General features: G+C 71.6%; 20 protein-coding genes. 10 read left to right on the top strand and 10 right to left on the bottom strand.

Annotated features, from left to right (window positions below; genetic code table 11):
- From Q7T09_RS02090 to sdhC, 3 genes are all read right to left on the bottom strand, one after another.
- On the bottom strand, window positions 1–428 hold a 428-nt coding region (locus tag Q7T09_RS02090; protein WP_304697310.1), incomplete at its 3' end, for an FAD-dependent oxidoreductase.
- A gap of 8 nt (window positions 429–436) precedes the next feature.
- Entirely contained in the window at window positions 437–823 is a 387-nt protein-coding gene (gene sdhD / locus Q7T09_RS02085) for a succinate dehydrogenase, hydrophobic membrane anchor protein (protein WP_304697309.1), read from the bottom strand.
- Entirely contained in the window at window positions 823–1,230 is a 408-nt protein-coding gene (sdhC, locus tag Q7T09_RS02080; protein ID WP_304697308.1) for a succinate dehydrogenase, cytochrome b556 subunit, read from the bottom strand. Before sdhC ends, sdhD begins: the two co-directional genes overlap by 1 nt.
- A 216-nt stretch (window positions 1,231–1,446) precedes the next feature.
- On the opposite strand from sdhC, the gene Q7T09_RS02075 reads away from it, so the two are divergent.
- Both Q7T09_RS02075 and Q7T09_RS02070 read left to right on the top strand, forming a co-directional pair.
- Window positions 1,447–2,331 (top strand): LysR substrate-binding domain-containing protein, encoded by an 885-nt coding sequence (locus Q7T09_RS02075; RefSeq protein WP_304697307.1) that lies wholly within the window; start codon window positions 1,447–1,449, stop codon window positions 2,329–2,331.
- Window positions 2,332–2,397: 66 nt separating this feature from the next.
- Complete coding sequence (locus Q7T09_RS02070; protein WP_304697306.1) at window positions 2,398–3,552, top strand: MFS transporter; 1,155 nt, start codon at window positions 2,398–2,400, stop codon at window positions 3,550–3,552.
- On the opposite strand, the gene zapE is transcribed toward Q7T09_RS02070, so the two are convergent.
- Complete coding sequence (gene zapE / locus Q7T09_RS02065; protein WP_304697305.1) at window positions 3,549–4,670, bottom strand: cell division protein ZapE; 1,122 nt, start codon at window positions 4,668–4,670, stop codon at window positions 3,549–3,551. The two genes, Q7T09_RS02070 and zapE, sit on opposite strands and share 4 nt — an antisense overlap.
- 101 nt (window positions 4,671–4,771) lie before the next feature.
- Between zapE and Q7T09_RS02060 the strand changes: the two genes are divergently transcribed.
- Window positions 4,772–5,005 carry a hypothetical protein gene (locus Q7T09_RS02060; protein ID WP_304697304.1) on the top strand — a complete coding sequence of 78 codons (234 nt, stop codon included), beginning with the start codon at window positions 4,772–4,774 and terminating at the stop codon, window positions 5,003–5,005.
- A gap of 33 nt (window positions 5,006–5,038) precedes the next feature.
- Here Q7T09_RS02060 and Q7T09_RS02055 read toward each other — a convergent pair whose 3' ends face one another.
- From Q7T09_RS02055 to Q7T09_RS02045, 3 genes are read right to left on the bottom strand one after another with little or no spacing between them, the layout of a single operon-like run.
- Window positions 5,039–5,704, bottom strand: coding sequence for a hypothetical protein (locus Q7T09_RS02055; protein ID WP_304697303.1), 666 nt, complete (start codon window positions 5,702–5,704; stop codon window positions 5,039–5,041).
- Between the two features lie 48 nt (window positions 5,705–5,752).
- Complete coding sequence (locus Q7T09_RS02050; RefSeq protein ID WP_304697302.1) at window positions 5,753–7,264, bottom strand: CoA-acylating methylmalonate-semialdehyde dehydrogenase; 1,512 nt, start codon at window positions 7,262–7,264, stop codon at window positions 5,753–5,755.
- A gap of 9 nt (window positions 7,265–7,273) precedes the next feature.
- Window positions 7,274–8,131, bottom strand: a complete 858-nt coding sequence (locus Q7T09_RS02045; protein ID WP_304697301.1) for an alpha/beta hydrolase — start codon at window positions 8,129–8,131, stop codon at window positions 7,274–7,276.
- A 141-nt stretch (window positions 8,132–8,272) separates the two neighbouring features.
- Here Q7T09_RS02045 and Q7T09_RS02040 point away from each other — a divergent pair, with 141 nt between their 5' ends.
- From Q7T09_RS02040 to trxA, 7 genes are all read left to right on the top strand, one after another.
- Entirely contained in the window at window positions 8,273–9,142 is an 870-nt protein-coding gene (locus Q7T09_RS02040) for a GNAT family N-acetyltransferase (protein ID WP_304697300.1), read from the top strand.
- Window positions 9,139–9,606, top strand: a complete 468-nt coding sequence (gene tsaE / locus Q7T09_RS02035; RefSeq protein WP_304697299.1) for a tRNA (adenosine(37)-N6)-threonylcarbamoyltransferase complex ATPase subunit type 1 TsaE — start codon at window positions 9,139–9,141, stop codon at window positions 9,604–9,606. The genes Q7T09_RS02040 and tsaE overlap by 4 nt, the downstream gene beginning before the upstream one ends.
- Window positions 9,584–10,681 (top strand): N-acetylmuramate/N-acetylglucosamine kinase AmgK, encoded by a 1,098-nt coding sequence (amgK, locus tag Q7T09_RS02030; protein ID WP_304697298.1) that lies wholly within the window; start codon window positions 9,584–9,586, stop codon window positions 10,679–10,681. The genes tsaE and amgK overlap by 23 nt, the downstream gene beginning before the upstream one ends.
- Entirely contained in the window at window positions 10,678–11,400 is a 723-nt protein-coding gene (locus Q7T09_RS02025) for a nucleotidyltransferase family protein (protein ID WP_370689187.1), read from the top strand. Before amgK ends, Q7T09_RS02025 begins: the two co-directional genes overlap by 4 nt.
- Entirely contained in the window at window positions 11,397–14,432 is a 3,036-nt protein-coding gene (gene addB, locus Q7T09_RS02020; protein ID WP_304697297.1) for a double-strand break repair protein AddB, read from the top strand. Before Q7T09_RS02025 ends, addB begins: the two co-directional genes overlap by 4 nt.
- Window positions 14,429–17,911, top strand: a complete 3,483-nt coding sequence (gene addA, locus Q7T09_RS02015; RefSeq protein WP_304697296.1) for a double-strand break repair helicase AddA — start codon at window positions 14,429–14,431, stop codon at window positions 17,909–17,911. Before addB ends, addA begins: the two co-directional genes overlap by 4 nt.
- Window positions 17,912–17,991: 80 nt before the next feature.
- Complete coding sequence (gene trxA, locus Q7T09_RS02010) at window positions 17,992–18,315, top strand: thioredoxin (RefSeq protein WP_304697295.1); 324 nt, start codon at window positions 17,992–17,994, stop codon at window positions 18,313–18,315.
- A 174-nt stretch (window positions 18,316–18,489) separates the two neighbouring features.
- Here trxA and Q7T09_RS02005 read toward each other — a convergent pair whose 3' ends face one another.
- The 3 genes from Q7T09_RS02005 to Q7T09_RS01995 form a co-directional block, all read right to left on the bottom strand.
- Window positions 18,490–19,350, bottom strand: a complete 861-nt coding sequence (locus Q7T09_RS02005; RefSeq protein ID WP_304697294.1) for a hypothetical protein — start codon at window positions 19,348–19,350, stop codon at window positions 18,490–18,492.
- A gap of 234 nt (window positions 19,351–19,584) precedes the next feature.
- Complete coding sequence (locus Q7T09_RS02000) at window positions 19,585–20,904, bottom strand: folylpolyglutamate synthase/dihydrofolate synthase family protein (protein WP_304697293.1); 1,320 nt, start codon at window positions 20,902–20,904, stop codon at window positions 19,585–19,587.
- A 30-nt stretch (window positions 20,905–20,934) separates the two neighbouring features.
- Window positions 20,935–21,675, bottom strand: a 741-nt coding sequence (locus Q7T09_RS01995) for an acetyl-CoA carboxylase carboxyltransferase subunit beta (RefSeq protein ID WP_304697292.1), incomplete at its 5' end; no start/stop codon positions are given.

Genomic DNA, 21,675 nt, shown 5'->3' with positions numbered 1-21,675 from the left:
CGGTCGGCCGCCGCGCAGGTGCGCTGGATCGGGGCCTCACCGTAGTTCTTGGTCATACCGCCGAAGGCGCGCTGGTAGATCTTGCCTTCCGGGGTGCGGGAGAAGGGCACGCCCCAGTGCTCCAGCTCATAGACCGCGGCCGGCGCGTTGCGGCAGAGGTCTTCGATGGCGTCCTGGTCGCCCAGCCAGTCCGACCCCTTGACGGTGTCGTACATGTGCCAGCGCCAGTCGTCCTCGCCCATGTTGCCGAGGCTGGCGGAGATGCCGCCCTGGGCCGCCACGGTGTGGGAGCGGGTCGGGAAGACCTTGGTGATGCAGGCCGTCTTCAGGCCGGCCTGGGCGCAGCCCAGCGCCGCGCGCAGGCCGGAACCGCCCGCGCCCACCACGACGACGTCGAACTTGTGATCGATGAATTCGTAAGTCGCCATGGGACCGATCAAGCGCCTCCCAGCGCGACCTTGAGGATGGAGAACACCGCCAGCGAGCCCACCAGCGCGCAGACGAAGAGATTGAGCAGCAGCAGGGCCAACTTGCTCAGGGACTTGTGGATGTAGTCCTCGACGATCACCCGCATGCCGGCGTGCATGTGCAGGAAGGACACCGCCGTCAGCAGCACCATCAGCACCGCGTTGACCGGGTTGGCGATCCAGGCCACCGCGCCGTAATAGTCCGTGCCGGCCAGGGTGATGACCCCGAACACCGCCCACAGGACCAGGGGAACCAGGGCCACCGAGGTGACCCGCTCGGAGATCCAGTGGCCGACGCCGTGCTTGGCCGAGCCGAGGCCGCGGGCGCGGCGCAGGGGGGTGCGGTAGTTTTCCATCAGAGCGCTCCGGTCATGGCCGCGATGACCCAGACGGCCAGGGTCGCGGCGACCGCGAAGGCGTAGCAGGCCACGGCGCCCATGTTGGCGGTGGCCAGCTTGAAGCCCGCCCCCACGTCCCAGAACAGGTGCTGAACGCCCTTGGCCAGATGGTAGAAGACCGACAGGGTCAGGCCGAACATCACCAGCTTGCCCAGCGGCGAGCCCAGCAGGGTCATGAACCCCTCATAGGCGTCGGGCCCGGCAGCGAGCGACATCGCCCAGCCGGCCAGGATCAGGGCGCCGCCATAGAGGGCCGAACCGGTGATGCGGTGCAGGATCGACCCCACCATCGTGGCGTGCGGCCGCCAGACCTGGAGGTGCGGCGACAGCGGGCGTTCGCGAGGCCCCTGGGTGGTTTCTGTCATGGCTGTTTCCGATCGGATGAGGCGGCTCCGCTTTTAAGCGCCGGGCGCCCGGTGTCAACGAACCGCCGGGGCGGCGCCGGCGGGCGCCCAAGCGAGACGTTCATCACCACGCGCCCTGACGAGGCGTCGCCAACTTCGCTGTGGCCGAAGGGTGATGGGCTTTGATCCTTCTCGCAATGCGTCTTACATGCAGCCATCCTTCGCGGGAGACGAATGATGCGCTTCGATCTGGTCGATCTGCGGCTGTTCTGCGACGTCGCCGAGGCCGGTTCCATCACCCACGGCGCGGCCCGCGGCCGCCTGGCGCTCGCCGCCGCCTCCACCCGGATCCGGGCCATGGAGGAGGCGATCGGGGCGGCCCTGCTGGTGCGCAGCCGCCAGGGGGTCGTCCCGACGCCGGCCGGCCAGACCCTGCTCAAGCACGCCCGCCTGATGCTGGAGCAATCGGCCCGCCTGCGGGAGGATCTCGGCGCCTTCGCCGGCGGCCTCACCGGCGAGGTCCGGCTGCTGGCCAACACCAACGCCTCGACCGAATTCCTGCCCGAAGCCCTGGGCCGGTTCCTGACCGACAACCCCAAGGTCCGGGTCGACCTGGAGGAGCGGCTGTCGGACGAGATCGTCGGCCTGATCGCCGAGGGGGTGGGCGACATCGGCATCGTCGCCGGCACGGTGGACGTCGGCGGCCTGGAGACCTTTCCCTTCCGCTCCGACCGCTTCGTGGTGGTGGCCCAGGCCGGCCATCCCCTGGCCGCCCGCGCCCGGGCGGCCTTCGCCGACGTCCTGGCCTTCGACCTGGTGGGGCTGGAGCGCACCAGCGCCCTGCAGCGCTTTCTGGCCGACAAGGCCGCCCGGCTGGGGGCGAGCCTGAATCTGCGGGTTCAGCTGCGCAGCTTCGACGCCGTCTGCCGCCTGGTGGAGGCCGGGGTCGGGATCGGGGTCGTGCCCCAGTCCACCGCCGCCCGGGTTGCCCAGGCGACCCCGCTGGCGGTCATCGAGCTGGAGGACGACTGGGCCGTCCGCGACCTCACCCTTTGCGTCCGCCGTTTTTCCGACCTGCGCCCCTACGCCCAGGACCTGGTGACTAGCTTGCGGGCGGCTTGAGCCGGAGTCGGCGCAACGCTAAGCAGGGCGCGCGGCGTCCGACCGCACACCCTTGCGAAAGACGCCGTGGCCTACCTTCGCAACAAGACCGTCAACCGCCTGAACCTGCATTACGGCATGCACACCTTGGCCATGAGCGGTGGCGGGGTGTTCTTCGCCGTCTTTCTGCTGGACGCCGGGCTGCCCCCCGCCGTGGTCCTGGCCGCCATCGCCCTGATCCTGGGAGGCCGCTTCTGCCTGCGCCCTCTGGTGCTGCCGCTGGCCAAGCGCTTCGGCCTCAAGGGGGTGATGATCGGCGGGACCCTGGCCACCGCCCTGCAATACCCAATCCTGGCGCAGGTCCACGGCCTGGGGCCGATGCTGCTGGTCCTCTGCCTGGTCTCGGCCGTCGGCGACACTCTCTATTGGACCTCCTACCACGCCTATTTCGCCGCCCTGGGCGACGCCGAGCATCGCGGCCACCAGATCGGAGCGCGGGAGGCCCTGGCGTCGGTGGTGGGGATCGTCGCGCCCCTGCTGGGGGCCTGGGCCCTGGTGACCCTAGGCCCCGAGGTCGCCTTCGGTGTCACGGCTGGGGTGCAGATGCTCTCGGCCCTGCCCCTGCTTGGGGCGCCGCAGGTCGAGGTGGCCGCCACGGCGCCGGGCGCTTTCCGAGCCTCGATGCTGGGGTTCGCCCTGTTCGCCGTCGACGGCTGGACCGGCTCGGGCCTGTATTTCGTCTGGCCGATCGCCCTCTTCGTCACCCTGGGCAAGAGCTTCGCAGCCTTCGGCGGCGCCATGGCCCTTGCCGCCCTGGCCGGGGCGGTCGCCGGCCTGCTGCTGGGCCGTCACATAGACGCCGGCCACGGCCGCCGGGCGGTGTGGCTGGCCTTCGCCGTGCTGGCCGTCACCATCCTGGCCCGGGCGGCCGCCACGACCCCGGCCATGGCCCTGACCGCCAACGCGCTCGGGGCCCTGGTCCCCTGCCTCTACACCCCCACCCTGATGACGGCGGTCTACAATCTGGCCCAGGGCTCTCCCTGCGCCCTGCGCTTCCACATGGTCACCGAGGGCGGCTATGACCTCGGCTGCGGCGCCGGCTGCCTGGCCGCCGCCGCCCTGCTGGCCCTGGGGGCGAGCCTGCCCGTCGCCCTGCTGCTGTCCCTGGGTGGGGCGATGACCAGTCTGGTCCTGCTGCGCCGCTACTATGCCGGCCTGCCGGCCCTGGCTGTGGCCGTCTAGACCTGATCGCTCTCCACCAGCCAATCGGCCGAGCGCATCTCCTGCAGGCGCGAGGCCGTGCGCTCGAACTCGAAGGCCCCGTCCCCCTGCGGATAGAGCGCCATGGGCTCGGCCTCCGCCAGTACGATCAGCTTGGTGCGCGCCTCGTAGAGGGCGTCGATAAGGATGACGAAGCGCCGGGCCTCCTCCCGCCGGTTGGCGGTGAGCTTCGGCAGGTCCTCCAGGAAGACGGTGTGGAAGCGCTCGGCGAGCGCCACATAGTCGTTGGGGCCGAGCGCCACCGAGCAGAGGCTGGCGAAGGAGGCGCGCAGCAGGCCGCCGGAGGCGTGGGGCAGGTGGACCTTGCGGCCCAGCACCTCCAGGGTCTCGCCGATCTCGGCCTCCCCGCCGAGCATGTCGCGCCACAGCGCCAGGAAGCTGCGCTGGTTGTCGGGATCGTCGGGGGAGAACCAGACGCCCGCCGCCCGCAGGCGGTCGAGGCGGTAGTCGTGCCCCCCCGCCACGCTCACCACTTCCAGCCGGCCCTTGATCATCTCGATGAAGGGCAGGAAGAGCTGGCGGTTGATGCCGTCCTTGTAGAGGGCGTCCGGAACCCGGTTGGAGGTGGCCACCAGGGTCACGCCGCGGGCGAACAGGGCCTCGAACAGACGCCCCAGGATCATCGCGTCGGCGATGTCGGTGACCTGGAACTCATCGAAGCACAGCAGGCGGGCGTCCTGGGCCACCACGTCGGCCACCGGCGGGATGGGGTCGTCGCCCCTGTGCTGGCCGAAGCGGGCCTTGCGGGCGGCGGCGTCGCCGGTCCGCCATTGCCCGATCAGCCGGTGGATCTCGCCCATGAAGACGTGGAAATGGGTGCGGCGCTTTTTCGCCACCGGCGCGGTCTCGAAGAACAGGTCCATCAGCATGGACTTGCCCCGCCCCACCGGCCCCCAGAGATAGACCCCGCGCTGGGCCTCGGGTTTGCGGAAGAAGGCCGAGAGCCCCGAGGGCTCGCTGGCCGCCAGGTCGCCTTCCAGCCGCGCCAGGGCGGCCAGACCCTGGCCTTGAGCGGGATCGGGACGGATGACCCCCTGGGCGAGGCGGGCGTCGTAGGCGGCTTGCAGCAGGGAGGCCATCCCTCCCCGCCTAACCGCAGATGATCTAGATCACAACGGCGGGCGCGAAACTTCCTAGCGTCAGCTCAGTTGGGATCGTGTCCAGTCCGGAAAGGAAGCCTATGCCTGACACCAGCCCCGAGAAGCCCTTCATCGGCACGCCCGCGGGTGTCGACCCGCACGACATCGAAGGCCGCGACAGCCCGCAGCTCGACTGGGGCGGGTCTGAGCCCGGCGCCCTGCACGGCGTCAACCACAGCCGGCGGCCGATCAAGACCGAGGCCGAGCGGGGTCAGGGACCCAAGACGCGGTTGCGAAACAAGGAAATCGTCAGCGGCAAGCCGTTCAAGTCCTGACCTGGAGCGTGACAGCCTGACGTGGCCGCCGGTTCAGTCGGCCCCCAGCTCCTTGCGGACGAAGCGGTAGGTCTCCCGCTGTTCGCAGGCGCAGGCTCGCATCTCGCCCTTGGCGTTCCACCAGATCAGGGTGGGATAGCGGATGCCCGTCGGATCGCTGACGGCGACGCCGTTGGCCTTCAGCAGGGGCCGCAGATCCTCGGTCATCTTGCGGCCGGCCTCGATCACCGCGCCGCGGGCCATGTCGCCGTCGGCCGGCGGGATGCCGGGCGCGGTCCAGGCCTCGGGGACCACGGCCTCCCACTGCTCCATGAGCTCCCAGGCCTTAGGGGTCCCGTGCCGAATCCACAGCTCGGCCACCGTGCTCCGCTCGACGGGGGTGGACTTGGCGATGCCGTTCCTGTCGCGCCGGGCGATCTCGATCACCCGGGTGTCGACCCCGGCGGCGTGCAGGCCCGGGAATTCCTCCTTCTTGAACCGCAGGCAGTCGGGGCAGGTGCGGAAGGAGACCATGTAGAGCCTGGTCTTGGTCAGGCCCGGCGAGGCCCAGCCGGCCTGTTCCAGGATCTTGGTGATTTCGGCCTGGTGCTTGGTGATGGTCTTGGGCCGCCAGCGCAGGTCGGTCTGCCACCAGCCATAGGCGCCGACGCCGGCCAGAACCACCACCAGGATCAGGATCGCCCAGGTCCGGAATTTCATTTCTAACTCCCAGTCAGACGATAGGCTTATCGCCAAGCGTCCGTCCTGTCACCGCATGGTGGGGATGACGAAGGCGGAGTCCTCGCTCGCGCCCTCGGGCCAGCGGGCGGTGATGGTCTTGACCTTGGTGTAGAACTTCACCCCCTCCATCCCGTGCTGGTTGGTGTCGCCGAAGGCGCTGCGCTTCCAGCCGCCGAAGGAGTGGTAGGCCACCGGCACCGGGATCGGCACATTGATCCCCACCATGCCGACATTGACCCGGGCCGCGAACTCGCGCGCCGCCCGGCCGCTGCGGGTGAAGATGGCCACGCCGTTTCCGTATTGGTGGGCCGAGGGCAGGGCCACGGCCTCCTCGAATGTCTCGGCGCGGACGATCTGCAGGACCGGCCCGAAGATCTCCTCGTTGTAGGTCTTCATGCCCGGCTTGACCTGGTCGAACAGGCTGGGGCCGATGAAGAAGCCCTTCTCATAGCCCTGCATGGAAAAGCCGCGGCCATCGACCACCAGCTCCGCGCCCTCGTCGACGCCGATCTGGATGTAGTCGGCGATCTTCTGCTTATGGGCGGCGGTGACCACCGGGCCGTACTGGGCGCCGGCGTCGTTGGAGAGGCCGACCTTGAGGGTGTCGATCTCGGCGATCATGCGTTCGCGCAGGGCCTGGGCGGTCTTGGCGCCCACCGGCACCACCACCGGAAGGGCCATGCAGCGCTCGCCGGCCGAGCCGAAGGCGGCTCCCGACAGGTCCTTGACCACCTGGTCGAGGTCGGCGTCGGGCAGGACGATGCCGTGGTTCTTGGCCCCGCCCATGGCCTGGACCCGCTTCCCGTGCGCCGTCCCCGTCGAATAGACGTAGGAGGCGATGTCCGAGGAGCCGACGAAGCTGACGGCGGCGATGTCGGGGTGGGTGAGGATGGCGTCGACGGCGACCTTGTCGCCATGGACGACGTTCAACACGCCCTTGAGGTCCATGCCCAGGGCCGCGCCGGCCTCCATGAACAGCTCGGCCAGCCGCACCGGCAGGGTCGGGTCCTTCTCCGAGGGCTTCAGGATGAAGGTGTTGCCCACCGCGATGGCGATCCCGAACATCCACATCGGGATCATGCCCGGGAAGTTGAACGGTGTGATGCCGGCGGCCACGCCCAGGGGCTGGCGCATGGAATAGACGTCGATGCCAGGCCCCGCGCCCTCGGTATATTCGCCCTTGAGCGCGTGGGGGATGCCGCAGGCGAACTCGATGACCTCCAGGCCCCGCTGGATATCGCCCTTGGAGTCGGCCACCACCTTGCCGTGCTCGGAGGACAGCAGCTCGGCCAGCTCCTGCATGCGGGCTTCCACCAGCCGCTTGAACTCGAACATCACCCGGGCCCGGCGCTGCGGATTGACCGCCGCCCAGGCCGGCTGGGCCCGCACCGCGGCCTGCACCGCCGCGTACAGCTCCCCAGCGGTCGCCAGGGCCACGCGGGCCTGAACCTCGCCGGTGTTGGGATTGAAGACCTCGCCATAGCGGCCGGAGGTCCCCGCGACGGACACGCCGTCGATGAAGTGTGTGATCTCGCGCATGGCGAGCTTTTAGGACGTCGTGGCGCCGGTGGGTAGGGGCGCGAACACCGATCTCAGTCCCCGGCTCAGGGCGGCGGGGATCACCGAGGTGTGGCTCTCGCCCTCGAAGACGTGGGAGACCACCGGCAGGCCCCGGCCCGCCAGGCGCCGCGCCATCTCGGCCATGTGGTCGACCATGGGCCAGCGGGGGTCGGTCTCCAGCCCGCCCACCGACAGGAACAGCCGGGTCTCGGGGTCGGGCCGGGCCGCGGCCTCGGTGGCGAAGGCCTCGCCGCCCCGCCACCACAGGGCCGGGCTGCCCGCCACATGCCGCCGGAAGGCGCCCGGGCGGGTCAGATAGGCGTGCAGGCTGAACAGGCCCCCGAGCGAACTGCCCACCAGGGTCTGGTCGCCCGGGTCGGTGGCGTAGCGCGCGGCTATGAAGGGGCGGACCTCTCCGATCAGGAAGTCGAGGAAGGCGTCGCCGCCGCCGGCCGGGCCGATGTCGGGCGGGGGACGGTCGCCCATCTGGGCCAGCAGGGTTTCATGGAAGGCGGCGTCGAAACTCGGCGTCAGGTCCCGGGTGCGCAGGCCGCCATAGTCGCGGCGGCGGCGGCGCGGCCCCTCCAGCTGGTAGCCCACCCCCACCAGCAGGCAGGGCGGGACCCCGTCGGCGTTCTGCAGGAAGCGCAGGGCCTGGGCGGCGATGCCGAACACGGTGTTGGCGTCCATCACATAGATCACCGGCAGGGGGTGGTCTGGCCTCCGCCCCGCCCAGGGGCTGGGCAGGGCGACGTCGATCTGGAAGGTTTCACCGATCGCTTCGCTATGCAGGCTGTGGCGATGGGTGGCCAGCAGGGTGGCCGGCGCGTGGTCGGTGGTCGTCATGTCCGCCCCCTGGAATAGAGGCGAAGCTTGGCCAGGACCATCGCCCCCCGCCAGTCTTGAACATCGCTCATTTGTTCCCAGCTAAGGTACAGGGGACCAGCCCCTTGCACCGGGCGAGCGGGCAAGGGCATCTTCCGTCCCATGAGCGTCGCCACCGAGGCCCTGCCGGCGCGGCGGGCCTATCACGATCACATCGTCGACACCCTGATCGCCGAGCGCGCGCCCAAGCTCTCGGGCGGGGCGGTATGGCCGCTGATCCGGCCCCTGCTCTATCGCCTGCTGGACTATCGCAAGGCCCGGACCATGGCCGACGACATCGCCGCGATGTCGGGCCGCCAGGCCCTGGAGCACGTCTGCGCCCTGCTGGACGTCAAGGTCAGCGTGCGCGGCCTGGAGCGGATTCCCGCCCATGGACGGGTGGTGCTGATCTGCAACCACCCCACCGGCATCGCCGACGGGATCGCGGTCTATGACGCGGTCAAGGGCCTGCGCCCCGACCTCTGCTTCTACGCCAACGCTGACGCCCACCGGGTGTCGCCGGCCTTCAGCGAGGTGCTGATCCCGGTGGAGTGGGTCGAGGCCAAGCGCACCCGCGAACGCACCCGCCTGACCCTCAACCTCACCCGGGAAGCCATGGAGGCCGAGCGCGCCCTGGCGATCTTTCCGGCCGGTCGCCTGGCCCGCAAGGCCGCCGACGGGAGCCTGATGGATCCCCCCTGGATGCCCAGCGCCTTCTCCATCGCCCGCAAGTACGAGGCGCCCATCGTCCCCATGCACCTGTCGGGACCCTGGTCGACCCTGTTCCATTTCTTCAACGACTTCTCCGGCGAGCTGCGGGACATCACCCTGTTCCACGAGCTGCTGAACAAGCGGGGCCGGGCCTTCGACCTGACCGTGGGGCCGCTGATCGCCCCCGAAGCGCTCGACCCGGACGTCAACCTGGCGACCCTGGCGGTGAAGGCCTATATCGCCAACGTCCTGCCCCACCATCCCGACCGGCCCTTCGCATGATCCGCCCGGCGGCCGGCGAGATCGCCCTGGCCGACGAGGCCGCCACCTCGGCGCTCGGCGCGGCCCTGGCCGGCGCTCTGAGGTCGGGCGAGGCCATCTGCCTGACCGGGCCGCTCGGGGCCGGCAAGTCGACCCTGGCCCGGGCCCTGATCCGGGCGCTGACCACGCCGGACGAGGACGTGCCCAGCCCCACCTTCACCCTGGTGCAGTTCTACGAGGGGGACCGCCTTTCCGTGGCCCATTTCGACCTCTATCGGCTCACCAGCCCCGACGAGGCCTATGAGATCGGCCTGGACGAGGCCCTGGAGGATGGGGCGGCCCTGATCGAGTGGCCCGAACGGCTGGAGGGTCGCCTGCCCCCCGACCGACTCGATATAGAGATCACCTTGGAGGGAGACGGTCGCCGCGCGCGGCTGACCCCCAGCGGCGCCTGGAAAGGACGTGGGTTTGAGTTCCGATCGTGAGGCCATCAAGTCCGCCTTCCTCGCCGCCCACGGCTGGGGGGACGCCGCCCGCGTCCCCCTGAGCGGCGACGCCTCGACCCGGGCCTATGAGCGGCTGCATCCCGCCCGTGGCCCCAGCCTGATCTTCATGGACCAGCCCCCCAACGCCGAGACCGCCCCCTGCCCCCCCGAGGCCACCCCGGAGGAGCGGGCCGCGGCCGGCTACAATGCGCTCGCCCGCCTCGCCGCCGGCCGGGTGGACGCCTTCGTGGCGGTGGCGCAGTGGCTGAAGGCGCAGGGCCTGTCGGCGCCGGCCATCCTGGCCCACGACGCCGCCCAGGGCCTGGCGGTGCTGGAGGACCTCGGCGACGATCTTTTCGCGGTCCTGATCGAGGGCGGCCAGGACGAAGCGCCCCTCTACGACGCCGCCATCGAGGGCCTGGTGAGGCTGCACGGCGTGATCCCGCCGCCGGCCCTCACCGCCCCGGGCATCGCCTGGCCGCTGCTGGACTATGACGAGACCGCCCTGAAGACCGCGGGCGACATCCTTCCCGAATGGCTGCCCAAGCTCAAACCCGAGCTGACCTTCAGCGATGCCGCCGTGGCCGAATGGGATGCCCTCTGGGCCCCGATCCGGGCCCATGGCGCGGCCGGCGCCAGCGTCTTCTGCCACCGCGACTACCACGCCGAGAACCTGATCTGGCTGCCGGACCGCCAAGGCGCGGCCCGGGTCGGCCTGCTGGACTTCCAGGACGCCGTCCGCGCCCACCCGGCCTGGGACATGTCCATGCTGCTGCACGACGCCCGCCGCGACGTCTCGCCGCAGCGGGAGGCCGCGGCCCTGGCCTACTATTTCCAGCTGCGGCCCGACCTCGACCGCGACCGGTTCCTGACCGACTACCATGCCCTGGGCGCCCTCAACATCGTGCGCATCCTGGGCATCTTCGCCCGCCTGGTGACCCGCGACGCCAAGCCCCGCTACGCCGCCTTCATGCCGAGGCTCTGGCGCTATCTGGACGCCTGCCTGGCCGACCCGGCCCTGGCCGGGCTCGCCGCCTGGTTCGACGCCCACGTGCCGGCGGAGTCGCGAACGTGACCTCGAAAGCCAAGGGCCCGAAGACCGCCATGGTCCTGGCCGCCGGGATCGGCAGCCGCATGCGCCCGCTCACCGACGACCGGCCCAAGGCCCTGGTGCAGGTGAAGGGCAAGGCCCTGATCGACCACGTGCTGGACCGCCTGGCCGAGGCCGGGATCGAGACGGCGATCGTCAATGTCCACCATTTCGCCGACCAGATGGAGGCCCACCTGGCGGAGCGGACCCATCCCCGCGTGCTCGTCGTCGACGAGCGGGCTGGCTTGCTGGACTCCGGGGGCGGCATCAAGAACGCGCGCCATCTGCTCGGCGACGATCCGATCCTGGTGGCCAATATCGACTCCCTCTGGGTGGGGGGCGAGACCCCGCCGCTGGAGGCCATGAAACAGGCCTGGGATCCGGCGAAGATGGATCTGCTGGTCCTGCTGGTGCCTCGGGAAAAGGGCATCGGACTGGAGGGCCCGCGCGGCTTTCGCATGGAGCCCGACGGGCGCATCGTCCACATGGCCGACGCCGCCAATCCGGCGCCGCTGGCCAATGTCGGGTTCCAGATCATGAAGCCGCAGTTGCTGGATGATCAGCCGGAGGGCGCCTTCTCGGTCCTGCCGATCTGGTGGCGGCTGCAGGACGAGGGCCGCATCTTCGGTGTCGCCATGGACGCCTTCTGGCTGCACGTCGGCGACCCCGCCGCGCGAGACGAGGCCGAAGCGAGGCTGACGTGATCCCCCTGCTGGCCGGCGGGGGCCCCCGCTGGTTCAACATCCCGGCCCACCGCCCCTTCGTCCATGACCTGGCGCGTGGCCTGTTCGATGCCCTCTCGCCCCTCGGCCCACAGGCCCTGTCCCAGGCCGTGGTGCTGACCCCCACCCGCCGCGGCGCCCGGGCGCTGGCCGACGCCTTCATCGCCGCGGCGGGGGGCCGCGCGGTCCTGCCGCCGCAGATCCGGCCCCTGGGCGACCTGGACGAGGGCGAGCCGCCCTTCGAGCCCGGCGAGCTGGCCATCGACCTGCCCGCGGCCATCGACCCCCTGCGCCGTCGTTTCGAACTGATCGCCCTGGTGAAGGGCCACGAGAAGCAGCTGAACCGCGACCTCGACGCCTCGGCCGCCCTGGAGCTGGCCGACGCGCTCGGGTCCTTCCTCGACAGCCTGCAGATCGAGGAGGTCAGCGCCAAGGACGGCCTGGCCGACCTGGTGAGCGCCGATCTCGCCGAGCACTGGCGGGTCAGCCGCGAATTCCTGGAGACGGCGCTTGTCGCCTGGCCCGCCCGCCTGCGCGAGCTGGGGGTCGTCGATGTCAGCCAGCGCCGGGTGGCCCTGCTCCGCGCCCTGGCCGAGGCCTGGGACCGCCGGCCGCCGGAAGGGGTGCTGATCGCGGCGGGCTCCACCGGCACGGCGCCGGCCACCGCCGACCTGCTGGCCGTCATCGCCCGCGCGCCGCAGGGCTGCGTCATCCTGCCCGGCCTCGACGAGAGCCTTGCCGAGGCCGCCTGGGCCCAGGTGGGGGAACAGCACCCTCAGGGCGCCATGAAGCGGCTGCTGGCGCGGTCCGGCGCCAGCCGCCAGGACGTGGTCCTCTGGCCCGCCTCCGACACCCTCGACACCGCGGGCCGCTGGCGCCGCCGGGTGATCAACGAGGCCCTGCGCCCGGCCGAGGCCACCGCCGACTGGCTGACCGTCATCGAGACCCTGCGCGCCGAGGGCAAGGCCGAGGGCGTCGATCCCATCGCCGCGGGCCTGGAGGGCCTGTCGGTGGTCACCGCCCGGGCCGAGGAGGAGGCCGCCACGGTGGCCGCCCTGCTGCTGCGCGAGGCCCTGGAGACCCCCGGCATGACCGCGGCCCTGGTGGCGCCCGACCAGACCCTAGCCCGCCGGGTCGCCGCCAAGCTGGCCCGCTGGGGGGTCGGCGCGGACTCCTCGGCCGGCTCGGCCCTGGCCGGCTGCCGCTGCGGGGTGCTGGCCGCCCTGGTGGCGCGGGCGGCCAGCGATCCCCTGGATCCCGTCACCCTGCTGGCCATCGCCAAGCACCCCTTCGTCCGCCTGGGCCTCGACCCCGAGACCCTGGAGCGCCGCCGCGCGGCCCTGGAGCTGTACGGCCTGCGCGGCCCCCGCCAGACCACCTGGGAGGCCCTGGACGCCCGCCTGCGCCGCAAGATGGGCGAACCCCGCGCCGACCTGCCCGCCCTCGAGGCGGCGCTCGCCTTCGCCGCCCAGCTTCGCGCGGTCCTGGCCCGGCTGCAGGCGCCCTATGCCGAGGATGTCGCGCCGCCGGCCGCCGCCGCCCGGGCGCTCGCCGAGACCATGGAGGCCCTGGCCGCCGACGCGGCGGGCGACGCTGGCGAGCTCTGGGCCGGCCACGGTGGCGAGGCCCTGGGCCGGTTGCTATCGGGTCTGATGAGCGAGTCGGACGGCTCGCCGGCCGTCAGCCCCCGCGGCTTCGCCGATCTGCTGGCCCGGCTGATGTCGGGCGAGAGCATCCGCTCGGGCGGCGCCACCCATCCGCGCCTGCGCATCCTGGGCGCCATCGAGGCCCGCCTGACCCGCGCCGACCGGCTGATCGTGGCGGGCCTGGAGGAGGGCGTCTGGCCCCAGGGCGCGACGCTCGATCCCTTCCTCTCGCGCCCCATGCGCGAGGCCCTGGGCCTGCCGCCGCCGGAGCGCCGCGTGGGCCTGGCCGCCCACGACTTCGCCCAGGCCGCCTGCGCGCCCGAGGTGATCCTGCTGCATTCCGAGCGCCGCGAGGGCGCCCCCGCCGTGAAGTCCCGCTGGCTCTGGCGGTTGGAGACCCTGGCGAGAGGCGCCGGCGTGGCCCTGCCCGCGCGGCCGGAGGTCCTCGACTGGGCCCGGTCCCTGGACGCGGCCTCCGACTACACACCCGCCAAGCGCCCCGCCCCGCGCCCGCCCGTCGCCGACCGTCCCCGCGAGATGGCGGTCACCCGGGTCGAGGCCCTGACCCGCGACCCCTACGCCGTCTGGGCCCGCGACATCCTGCGCCTCTACCCTCTTGAACGTCCCGATGAAGCCGTGGAGGCCCGCGCCCGCGGCACCGCCATCCACAAGGCCTTCGAACGCTTCGCCGAGGCCCATCCCGTTGAGGTCCCCGCCGACGCGGCGGCGATCTTCGAGGCGATGTACGTCACCGCCCTGGAAGAGGCCGGCATGCCCCACGAGGCCCTGGCCCGGGAGAGCGCGCTGGCCCGCGAGGCCGCGCTGTGGGTGGCCGACCTGGAGCGCCGCCGCCGCGCCGACGGCCGCACCATCCATGTGGAGCTGAAGGGCGAGCTGGAGATCATGGCCCCCGGCGGGCTCTTCAAGGTCAACGCCCGGGCCGACCGCATCGAGCTATCGCCGGACGGCTACGGCCACATCCTCGACTACAAGACCGGCAAGGCGCCCTCGCAGAAGGTGGTCGACACCGGCTTCTCGCCGCAGCTCACCCTCACCGCCGCCATCCTGGCCTATGGCGGCTTCCCCACCCTGGGGCGGCCCATGCCCGGCGACCTGACCTATCTGGAGGTCACCGGCCGCAAGCCCGCCGGCCGCGAGGAGGTGCGCGCCGCCGCGGGCGAGGAGAGCGAGGCCGCCGCGCGGACCGCCCTGGACGGCCTGGGCAAGCTGGTCGCCCGCTTCGACGACCCGGCCCAGCCCTACCTCTCCCGCAGCGCCCCGCAGTTCGTGAAGACCCACATCAGCGACTACGACCACCTGGCGCGGGTGTTCGAATGGTCCACCAGCGGCGACGAGGAGGGCGAATGACCGTCGTCCCCTTCCCCACCCGCGACATCGACCCGCAACGCCTCGCCGCCGACCCCGAGCTCTCGGCCTTCGTCACCGCCAATGCGGGCTCCGGCAAGACCAAGACCCTGATCGACCGGGTGGCCCGCCTGCTGCTGGCCGGCGCCGAGCCCGCCACCATCCTCTGCGTCACCTACACCAAGGCCGCCGCCGCCGAGATGCAGCGCCGGCTGTTCGGCCTGCTGGGCGACTGGTCGGTCTGCGACGACGCCAAGCTGAGCGGGGCCCTGGCCGCCCTGGAGGGCCGTCCGGTCGCCGACTACGACCATGTCCGCCTGTCGGCCGCCCGCGCCCTCTTCGCCCGCGCCCTGGAGACGCCCGGCGGCCTGAAGATCCAGACCATCCACGCCTTCTGCGAGAAGCTGCTGCGCCGCTTCCCCCTGGAGGCTGGGGTCTCGCCGGGCTTCCGAGTCATGGACGACGCCGCCAGCGCCGCCATCGCCGCGGCCGCCCGCAAGGGGGTCGCCCGCCTGGCGCTGAGGGGCGAGGGGCGGGTGGCCCAGGCCTATGCCCGCTTCTCCGTGGCCCTGGATTTCCAGAGCTTCCAGTCGATGTTCGGCGCCTTCGAGAGCGCCCGGGGCCGCCTAGCGGCCTATCTGGAGCGCACCGGCGGCCTGGCCGGCGCCGTGGCCGACGCCTGGGAGGCCTGCGGCTTCCCCGACCCCATCGATCCGGAGACCGTCGAGCTCCAGGCGGTCGCCACGCTCAACCTGCGCAGCTGGCGCGAGGCCGCCCACGTCCTGGCCCTGGGCGGCAAGGCCGACGCCAAGAACGCCGCCGCCCTGGCCGCGCTCGCCGCCGAGCCCAGCTTCGCAGGCGCGCTGGCCTGCCTGTTCACCGACAAGGGAGAGGGCACGCCGGCGACCTGGGTCGCCAAGACCAGCGGCCTGAAGAGCCACGAACCCCTGCGCTCAGCCCTGCTGGCCGACCAGGAGGCCCTGGAGGAGGCCCGCGCCTTCCGCCGCGCCGCCCAGGTGGCCAGCGACACCGATGGCGCCCTGACCCTGGCCGCGGCCTATCTGGCGGCCTACGACATCGAGAAGCGGTCCCAGGGCGCGCTCGACTTCGCCGACCTCATCGAGAAGACCTGCAAGCTGGTCGACAACAGCCCCGCCGCCGCCTGGGTGCTCTACAAGCTGGACGGCGGCATCGACCACATCCTGGTGGACGAGGCCCAGGACACCGCCCCCGACCAGTGGGCCATCGTCCGCGCCCTGGCCGGCGAGTTCTTCTCCGGCGCCGGGGTCCCCACCGCCACCCGGCTGGAGCGCAACATGTTCGTGGTCGGCGATGAGAAGCAGTCGATCTACTCCTTCCAGGGCGCGCGGCCCGAGCTGCTGATCCAGGAATTCGAGTTCCACAAGGACCGCGCCACCGGCGCCGGCTTCCGCTTCGAACGGGTGGACCTGCTGGATTCGTGGCGCTCCACCCCGCAGGTGCTGGCCTATGTCGACGCGACCTTCTCGCCGCCGGAGCTGGCCTCGGCCATCCTGCCCCGGGCGCTGGCCGAGCCCATCGTCCACCAGCCCCGCCGCGTCGACCACGCCGGCTGCGTGGATATCTGGCCCCTGGAGCGGGAGGAGAAGGGCGACGTCCGCGAGGCCTGGGACGCCCCCCTCGACCAGGAAACCGAGGCCAGCGCCAACAAGCGCCTGGCCGCCCGCATCGCCGGCGAGATCGCAGCCCTGCTGGCCCGCGGCGACGGGGTGTTCGACAAGGAGACCCGCGTCTGGCGTCCCGCCCGCCCCGGCGACGTCCTGATCCTGGTGCGCCGCCGCAAGGCCCTGTTCGAGGAGATCCTGCGGGCCCTGAAGCACGCCAAGATCCCGGTGGCCGGCGCCGACCGCCTGGCGCTCTCCGAACACATTGTCTTCGACGACCTGGTGGCGGTCGCGAGGTTCGCCCTCTACCCCGCCGACGACCTGACCCTGGCGGCCCTGCTCCGCAGCCCCTTCTGCGACCTCAGCGACGAGGACCTCTACGACCTCGCCAAGCCGCGCGGGAAGGCCACCCTCTGGGCGGCGCTGACGGCCCGCGCCGAGGAGCGCCCGGCCTGGCGAGACGCCCACGCCCTGCTGAGCCGCCTGCTGGAAGAGGCCCGCGAGCGGCGGCCCTTCGAACTCTATGCCCGCCTGCTGGGGGCGCGCGACGGCGAGGGCCGCTCCATGCGCCAGCGCCTGCTGCGGCGGCTGGGGAGCGAAGCCGAGGACGCCCTGGACGAGTTCCTGGCCCAGGTCCTGGCCGCCGAGGGCCGGGGGATCGAGGACCTGGAGAGCCTGGCCGCCGCCTTCGCCAGCCTCGACATCACCGTCAAGCGCGAGATGGAGGCCGGCCGCGACGAGGTCCGGGTTATGACCGCCCACGGCGCCAAGGGCCTGGAGGCGCCCATCGTCTTCCTGCCGGAGACCACACTCTCCCGTGGGGCGCGCGGCACGCCGCTACTGGAGACCGCCGACGGCGGCTTCCTGTGGTGCGCCACCGCCAAGGGCGACTGCGAGGCCTCGGCCACCGCCCGCGAACGCCGCGCCGCCCGCGAGGAGGACGAGGCCTACCGCCTGCTCTATGTGGCCCTGACGCGGGCCCGCGACCGCCTGGTGCTCTGCGGCCGGGTCGCCGCCAACGCCCGGGAGGAGAACCTCAAGGGCTGGTGGGGCGCGCTGACGGCGGCCTTCGACCATGCCGAGATCAACCCCCACAAGCGGACCGTCCGCGAGGGCGAGCTGGAGTTCCTGCGCTTCGGCCCCGATCCGCAGGCGCTCGGCAAGGCCGCCGACCTGGCCGCCACCGCCGCGCCCGCCCCGGCCTGGACGCAGGCCCAGGCGGTCACCGAGCCCCACGCCCGCTACGCCTCCCCCTCCCAACTGGGGGAGGACGCCGCCACGCCCGCCGCCTCGCCGCTGGCCGCCGTGGCCGGCCTCGGCCGCTTCCGGCGCGGGGACCTGATCCACCGCCTGCTGCAGATCCTGCCCGACCTGGCGCTGGCCGACCGGCCCGCCGCCGCCCTGCGCCTGCTCGCTCGGGAGCGCGACCTCACCGAGCCCCAGCGGGCCGAGATGACCGCCGCGGCGCTCGGCGTGCTGAACGATCCCCGCTTCGCCGAGGTGTTCGGACCCGGCAGCCGCGCCGAGGTGGCTCTGGCCGGAACCGCCGCCAGGCTGCCGGCGGGCCTGGCCATCTCCGGGCGAATCGACCGCCTCGTGGTGCTGGCCGATCGGGTGCTGGTGGCCGACTTCAAGACCAACCGCCCCTCCCCCGAACGCATCGAGGACGCTGACCCGGCCTATCTGCGGCAGATGGCGATCTACGCCGCCGTGCTCGCCGAAGTCTTTCCCCAGCACCGGGTCGAGGCCGCGCTGGTGTGGACCGACGGCCCCAAGCTGATGGCGATCCCAGAAATACTTATCGGCCAAACCCTTGCCGAGCTCGGCCGCGCCGGTTGATACCAGGACAGGCGCCGCCTATGTGGCGGATCGAACACCGCGGCCCGGCGTTGAGGCCGCAGCGTAACAAGGAGCTTTTGATGAGCACCGTAGCGGTCACCGACGAGTCCTTCGACAAGGACGTCCTGCAGTCCTCCAAGCCCGTGCTGGTGGATTTCTGGGCCGAATGGTGCGGCCCCTGCAAGCAGATCGCCCCGGCGCTGGAGCAGATCGCCGCCGAGATGGGCGCCCAGGTCACCGTGGCCAAGCTCAACATCGAGGAAAGCCCCACCACCCCGTCGCGCTACGGCGTCCGCGGCATCCCCACCATGATGCTGTTCAAGGACGGCCAGATGGCCTCGATGAAGGTGGGCGCCATGCCCAAGCAGAAGATCGTCGAGTGGCTGAACGAAGCCGGGATTTAGCATAGCGCGAGCCTTCTCCCCTTGTGGGAGAAGGTGGCCGGTCGGAGACCGGTCGGATGAGGGGTCGCACTCCCCCTTCCGCGCTTTAGGCAGGGCTGCTTTCGGATAGGGCCATCAACCCCTCATCCGACCCTGCTCCGCAGGGCCACCTTCTCCCGCAAGGGGAGAAGGACCCTACAGCGCCCCGTACGCCTTCAGCGTCCTCAACGCCGCCACCGTCATCACGCCGCGATATTCCAGCTGCGGCCCCGGCCCCACCGTTTCCCAGCTGATCGGCCAGCCGCCATCTTCGGCCTGTCGCGCCTCCAGCCCCGCCAGGTGGTGGCCCAGCACCTCGGCTGAGAACAGTTTGTGGCAGAAGCTGGCGGGCGACGGCGCCCAGTCCAGAGGCTTCTTCACATAGCCCACCGCGTCCACGTCCAGCTCCACCAGCCCCGGAATCCGCGCCGCCAGTCCGGCCAGGGCCGCCTCGGCCCGGGCCCGGTCGGGCGCGTGCTCCAGGAAGCCGATCATCGGCATCAGGTCGTGGAACTTGTCGGTCTGCGACCCCTCCACCACCGACCAGCAGAAGGCCTCGCCGCGCGCCACCCACGGATGGTCGACGCCATGCTTGCGCAGCAGCCCCACCAGGGCCGCGGTGGGATTGATGTCGGCCGGGGGCTGGGCGCTCTCCACCGCCCACCAGGGGGCATGGGGGGCTGAGTTGGCGCTGGGCAGGGCGAAGGGAACCCCGCCGTCGGCCGTGGCTGCGCCGGCCAGCCAGTCGCAGGCCCGCGTCACCATCGGATGGTCGAATGCCTCGATGGCGTCGAGGATCTCGAAGGCGATCTGCACGTCCACCGGCTGGCTCAGAGGGTCGCGCTTGTCCGGCTCCAGGGCCGAGCCGAAACCCCCGTCGCGCCCCTGGTAGGCCGCGAGCGCCCGGACCACCGGCTCGGCCGAGGCGCCCTCGAAATGATGCTCGAACAGCCGCCGCTCCAGCAGGCGGGCGTTCCGCAGCAGGAAATCGCGGGCGCGGTCCAGGACGGAGGTCATGGGAACGATCCTTCAGGTCTGGAACAAAACTAGAACACGAAGGGTGTGGATGGCAAGGGGACTCGCCCCCCCAATCATCGCCCTCACCTAAGACCGTCATCCTCGGGCTTGTCCCGAGGACCCATGATCTCCGAGGTTCAGGATGCGCGCCGCGGCGCCCTTCACGCGACGCGGTGTCTATGGATCCTCGGGACAAGCCCGAGGATGACGGTGGAGGGGGGAAGAACTCCCCCCTCAGCTCGGCCAGGTCTCCGGGCTCATGGCCAGGACCTCGCCGGCGAAGTGCAGGCCGCCGCAGATCAGGATGTGGGGCGGAGGCTCGGCGCTCTTCAGGGCCCGGGTCACGCCTTCCTCCACCGAGCCGACGATCTGCGCCTCCAGCCCTGCACCGCGGGCGGCGGCGGCGAGGTCCTCGGGCGAAGCGGCGTTGGCGGAGTCGAACCCCGTGGTGAACACCGTAGGCTTCAGCTCGCCGAAGGGCTGGAAGAAGCCGAGCGCATCCTTGCGGGCGTACATGGCGGTCACCAGGGCCAGGCCCCGCCCGTCGCGGGCTGTCAGCCGTCCGGCGGCCTCGGCCAGCGCCCGGCCGGCATGGGGATTGTGCCCGCCGTCCAGCCACAGGTCGGCCCCGCCTGCCGCGGCCAGCTTGGCCAGCGGCCCGGCCGTCAGCCGCTGGAACCGCGCCGGCCACACCGCCGAGGCGACGCCCTTGGCCAGGGCCGCCTCGTCTATGGCCGGGTGGCCCCAGGCGATGGCGGCCATCACCGCGGCGCCGGCGTTGGCGAACTGGTAGCCGCCGAACAGGCTGGGCGCCGGCAGGTCCAGCAGCTGGTCCGGCGTCTGCACCATCAGGCGGCCGCGCTCCTCCCAGGCGTCGAAATCCCGGCCCATCAGCAGCATGGGCGCCTCCAGCTCGTCGGCCTCGCGGGCGATGACCTCCAGGGCCTCCTCCAGCTGGCGGGCCACCACCACGGGGCGGCCCCGCTTGATGATCCCGGCCTTCTCCCAGGCGATCTTGGAGAGCTCCGGCCCCAGCATCTCCAGGTGGTCGTAGTCCACCGGCGTGATCACGCTCACCGCCGGGGCCTCGAAGACATTGGTGGAATCGAACCGACCCCCCAGTCCCACCTCGATGATGCTCAGGTCGGCGGGCTTATCGGCGAAGGCCACGATGGCCATGGCCGTCAGCATCTCGTTGAAGCTGATGGGTTGGTCGGCGTTCACCGCGATCATCCTGTCGATCAGGGCGGTGAGCTCGGCCTCGGTGATCAGCTCTCCGGCCACCCGGATCCGCTCGGCGAACCGCACCAGGTGCGGCGAGGTGAGCACATGGGCCTTCAGGCCCGCGGCCTCGGCGATGGCGCGCAGATAGGCGGTGGTGGAGCCCTTGCCGTTGGTGCCGGCCACGTGGATCACCGGCGGCAGCCGGTCCTGCGGCCGGTTGAACTGGGTCAGCAGCCGCTCGATCCGCCCGGTGGACAGGTCGATCAGGGACGGGAAGCGCTCGCGTAGGCGCGCGATCATCGCGTCGAAGGCGCGGATCTCATCGTACATCGGGTCTGGCCTGGAAGGGGCTGAGAGGGATCAGGCGGCTTTGGAAGCGTTGCGCCCCATCATGAGGGTCTTGAGGATCGACCCCAGCACGGTGGTCATCTCGCTGCGCGGGACCACCCGGTCCACCATGCCGCGCTCCACCAGGAACTCGGCGCGCTGGAAGCCCGGCGGCAGGGTCTCGCGGATCGATTGCTCGATCACCCGGCGCCCGGCGAAGGCGATCATGGCGTTGGGCTCGGCCAGGTGGATGTCCCCCAGCATGGCGTAGGAGGCGGTGACGCCGCCGCTGGTCGGGTCGGTCATCACCACGATATAGGGCAGACCGGCGTCCTTGACCTCGTTCAGCGCCACCGTGGTGCGGGCCATCTGCATCAGGGACAGTGTCCCCTCCTGCATGCGCGCGCCGCCCGAGGCGGTGAAGATCACGAAGGGAACCTGGCGGCGCACGGCCTCCTGGGCGGCCTTGATGAAGGCCTCGCCGGCGGCCATGCCCAGGGACCCGCCCATGAAGGCGAAGTCCTGCACCACCACCACGGCGCCCTGGCCCTTGATGGCGCCATAGGCGATGACCATGGCGTCCACCTCGCCGGTAGCCTTGCGGGCGGCCTTCAGGCGGTCGGGATAGGCCCGGTCGTCGGGGAATTTCAGCGGGTCTTCCACCACGGTCGGCGAGGCGATGCGCTCATAGCTGCCGTCGTCGAAGGTGTAGGCCAGGCGCTGGGCCGCGCCGATCCGCATGTGGTTGCCGGACGGGGTGACCCACAGGGCCGC

Origin of the sequence: Phenylobacterium sp., from assembly GCF_030645195.1 — a bacterium.
In the GTDB taxonomy this organism is placed as follows: Bacteria; Pseudomonadota; Alphaproteobacteria; order Caulobacterales; family Caulobacteraceae; genus Phenylobacterium.
The sequence above is the reverse complement of the archived record's forward strand: the minus strand, read 5'-3'. Positions and strand labels throughout refer to the sequence as shown.

What these genes read in the sequence shown, in the direction of transcription:
- Q7T09_RS02050 (WP_304697302.1), bottom strand. Translation starts at nt 7,264, where the DNA reads ATGCGCGAGATCACACACTTCATCGACGGCGTGTCCGTCGCGGGGACC.
- Q7T09_RS02075 (WP_304697307.1), top strand. Translation starts at nt 1,447, where the DNA reads ATGCGCTTCGATCTGGTCGATCTGCGGCTGTTCTGCGACGTCGCCGAG.
- trxA (WP_304697295.1), top strand. Translation starts at nt 17,992, where the DNA reads ATGAGCACCGTAGCGGTCACCGACGAGTCCTTCGACAAGGACGTCCTG.
- zapE (WP_304697305.1), bottom strand. Translation starts at nt 4,670, where the DNA reads ATGGCCTCCCTGCTGCAAGCCGCCTACGACGCCCGCCTCGCCCAGGGG.
- Q7T09_RS02055 (WP_304697303.1), bottom strand. Translation starts at nt 5,704, where the DNA reads ATGAAATTCCGGACCTGGGCGATCCTGATCCTGGTGGTGGTTCTGGCC.
- Q7T09_RS02060 (WP_304697304.1), top strand. Translation starts at nt 4,772, where the DNA reads ATGCCTGACACCAGCCCCGAGAAGCCCTTCATCGGCACGCCCGCGGGT.
- Q7T09_RS02000 (WP_304697293.1), bottom strand. Translation starts at nt 20,904, where the DNA reads ATGTACGATGAGATCCGCGCCTTCGACGCGATGATCGCGCGCCTACGC.
- Q7T09_RS02005 (WP_304697294.1), bottom strand. Translation starts at nt 19,350, where the DNA reads ATGACCTCCGTCCTGGACCGCGCCCGCGATTTCCTGCTGCGGAACGCC.
- tsaE (WP_304697299.1), top strand. Translation starts at nt 9,139, where the DNA reads ATGATCCGCCCGGCGGCCGGCGAGATCGCCCTGGCCGACGAGGCCGCC.
- sdhD (WP_304697309.1), bottom strand. Translation starts at nt 823, where the DNA reads ATGGAAAACTACCGCACCCCCCTGCGCCGCGCCCGCGGCCTCGGCTCG.
- Q7T09_RS02045 (WP_304697301.1), bottom strand. Translation starts at nt 8,131, where the DNA reads ATGACGACCACCGACCACGCGCCGGCCACCCTGCTGGCCACCCATCGC.
- addA (WP_304697296.1), top strand. Translation starts at nt 14,429, where the DNA reads ATGACCGTCGTCCCCTTCCCCACCCGCGACATCGACCCGCAACGCCTC.
- Q7T09_RS02040 (WP_304697300.1), top strand. Translation starts at nt 8,273, where the DNA reads ATGAGCGTCGCCACCGAGGCCCTGCCGGCGCGGCGGGCCTATCACGAT.
- sdhC (WP_304697308.1), bottom strand. Translation starts at nt 1,230, where the DNA reads ATGACAGAAACCACCCAGGGGCCTCGCGAACGCCCGCTGTCGCCGCAC.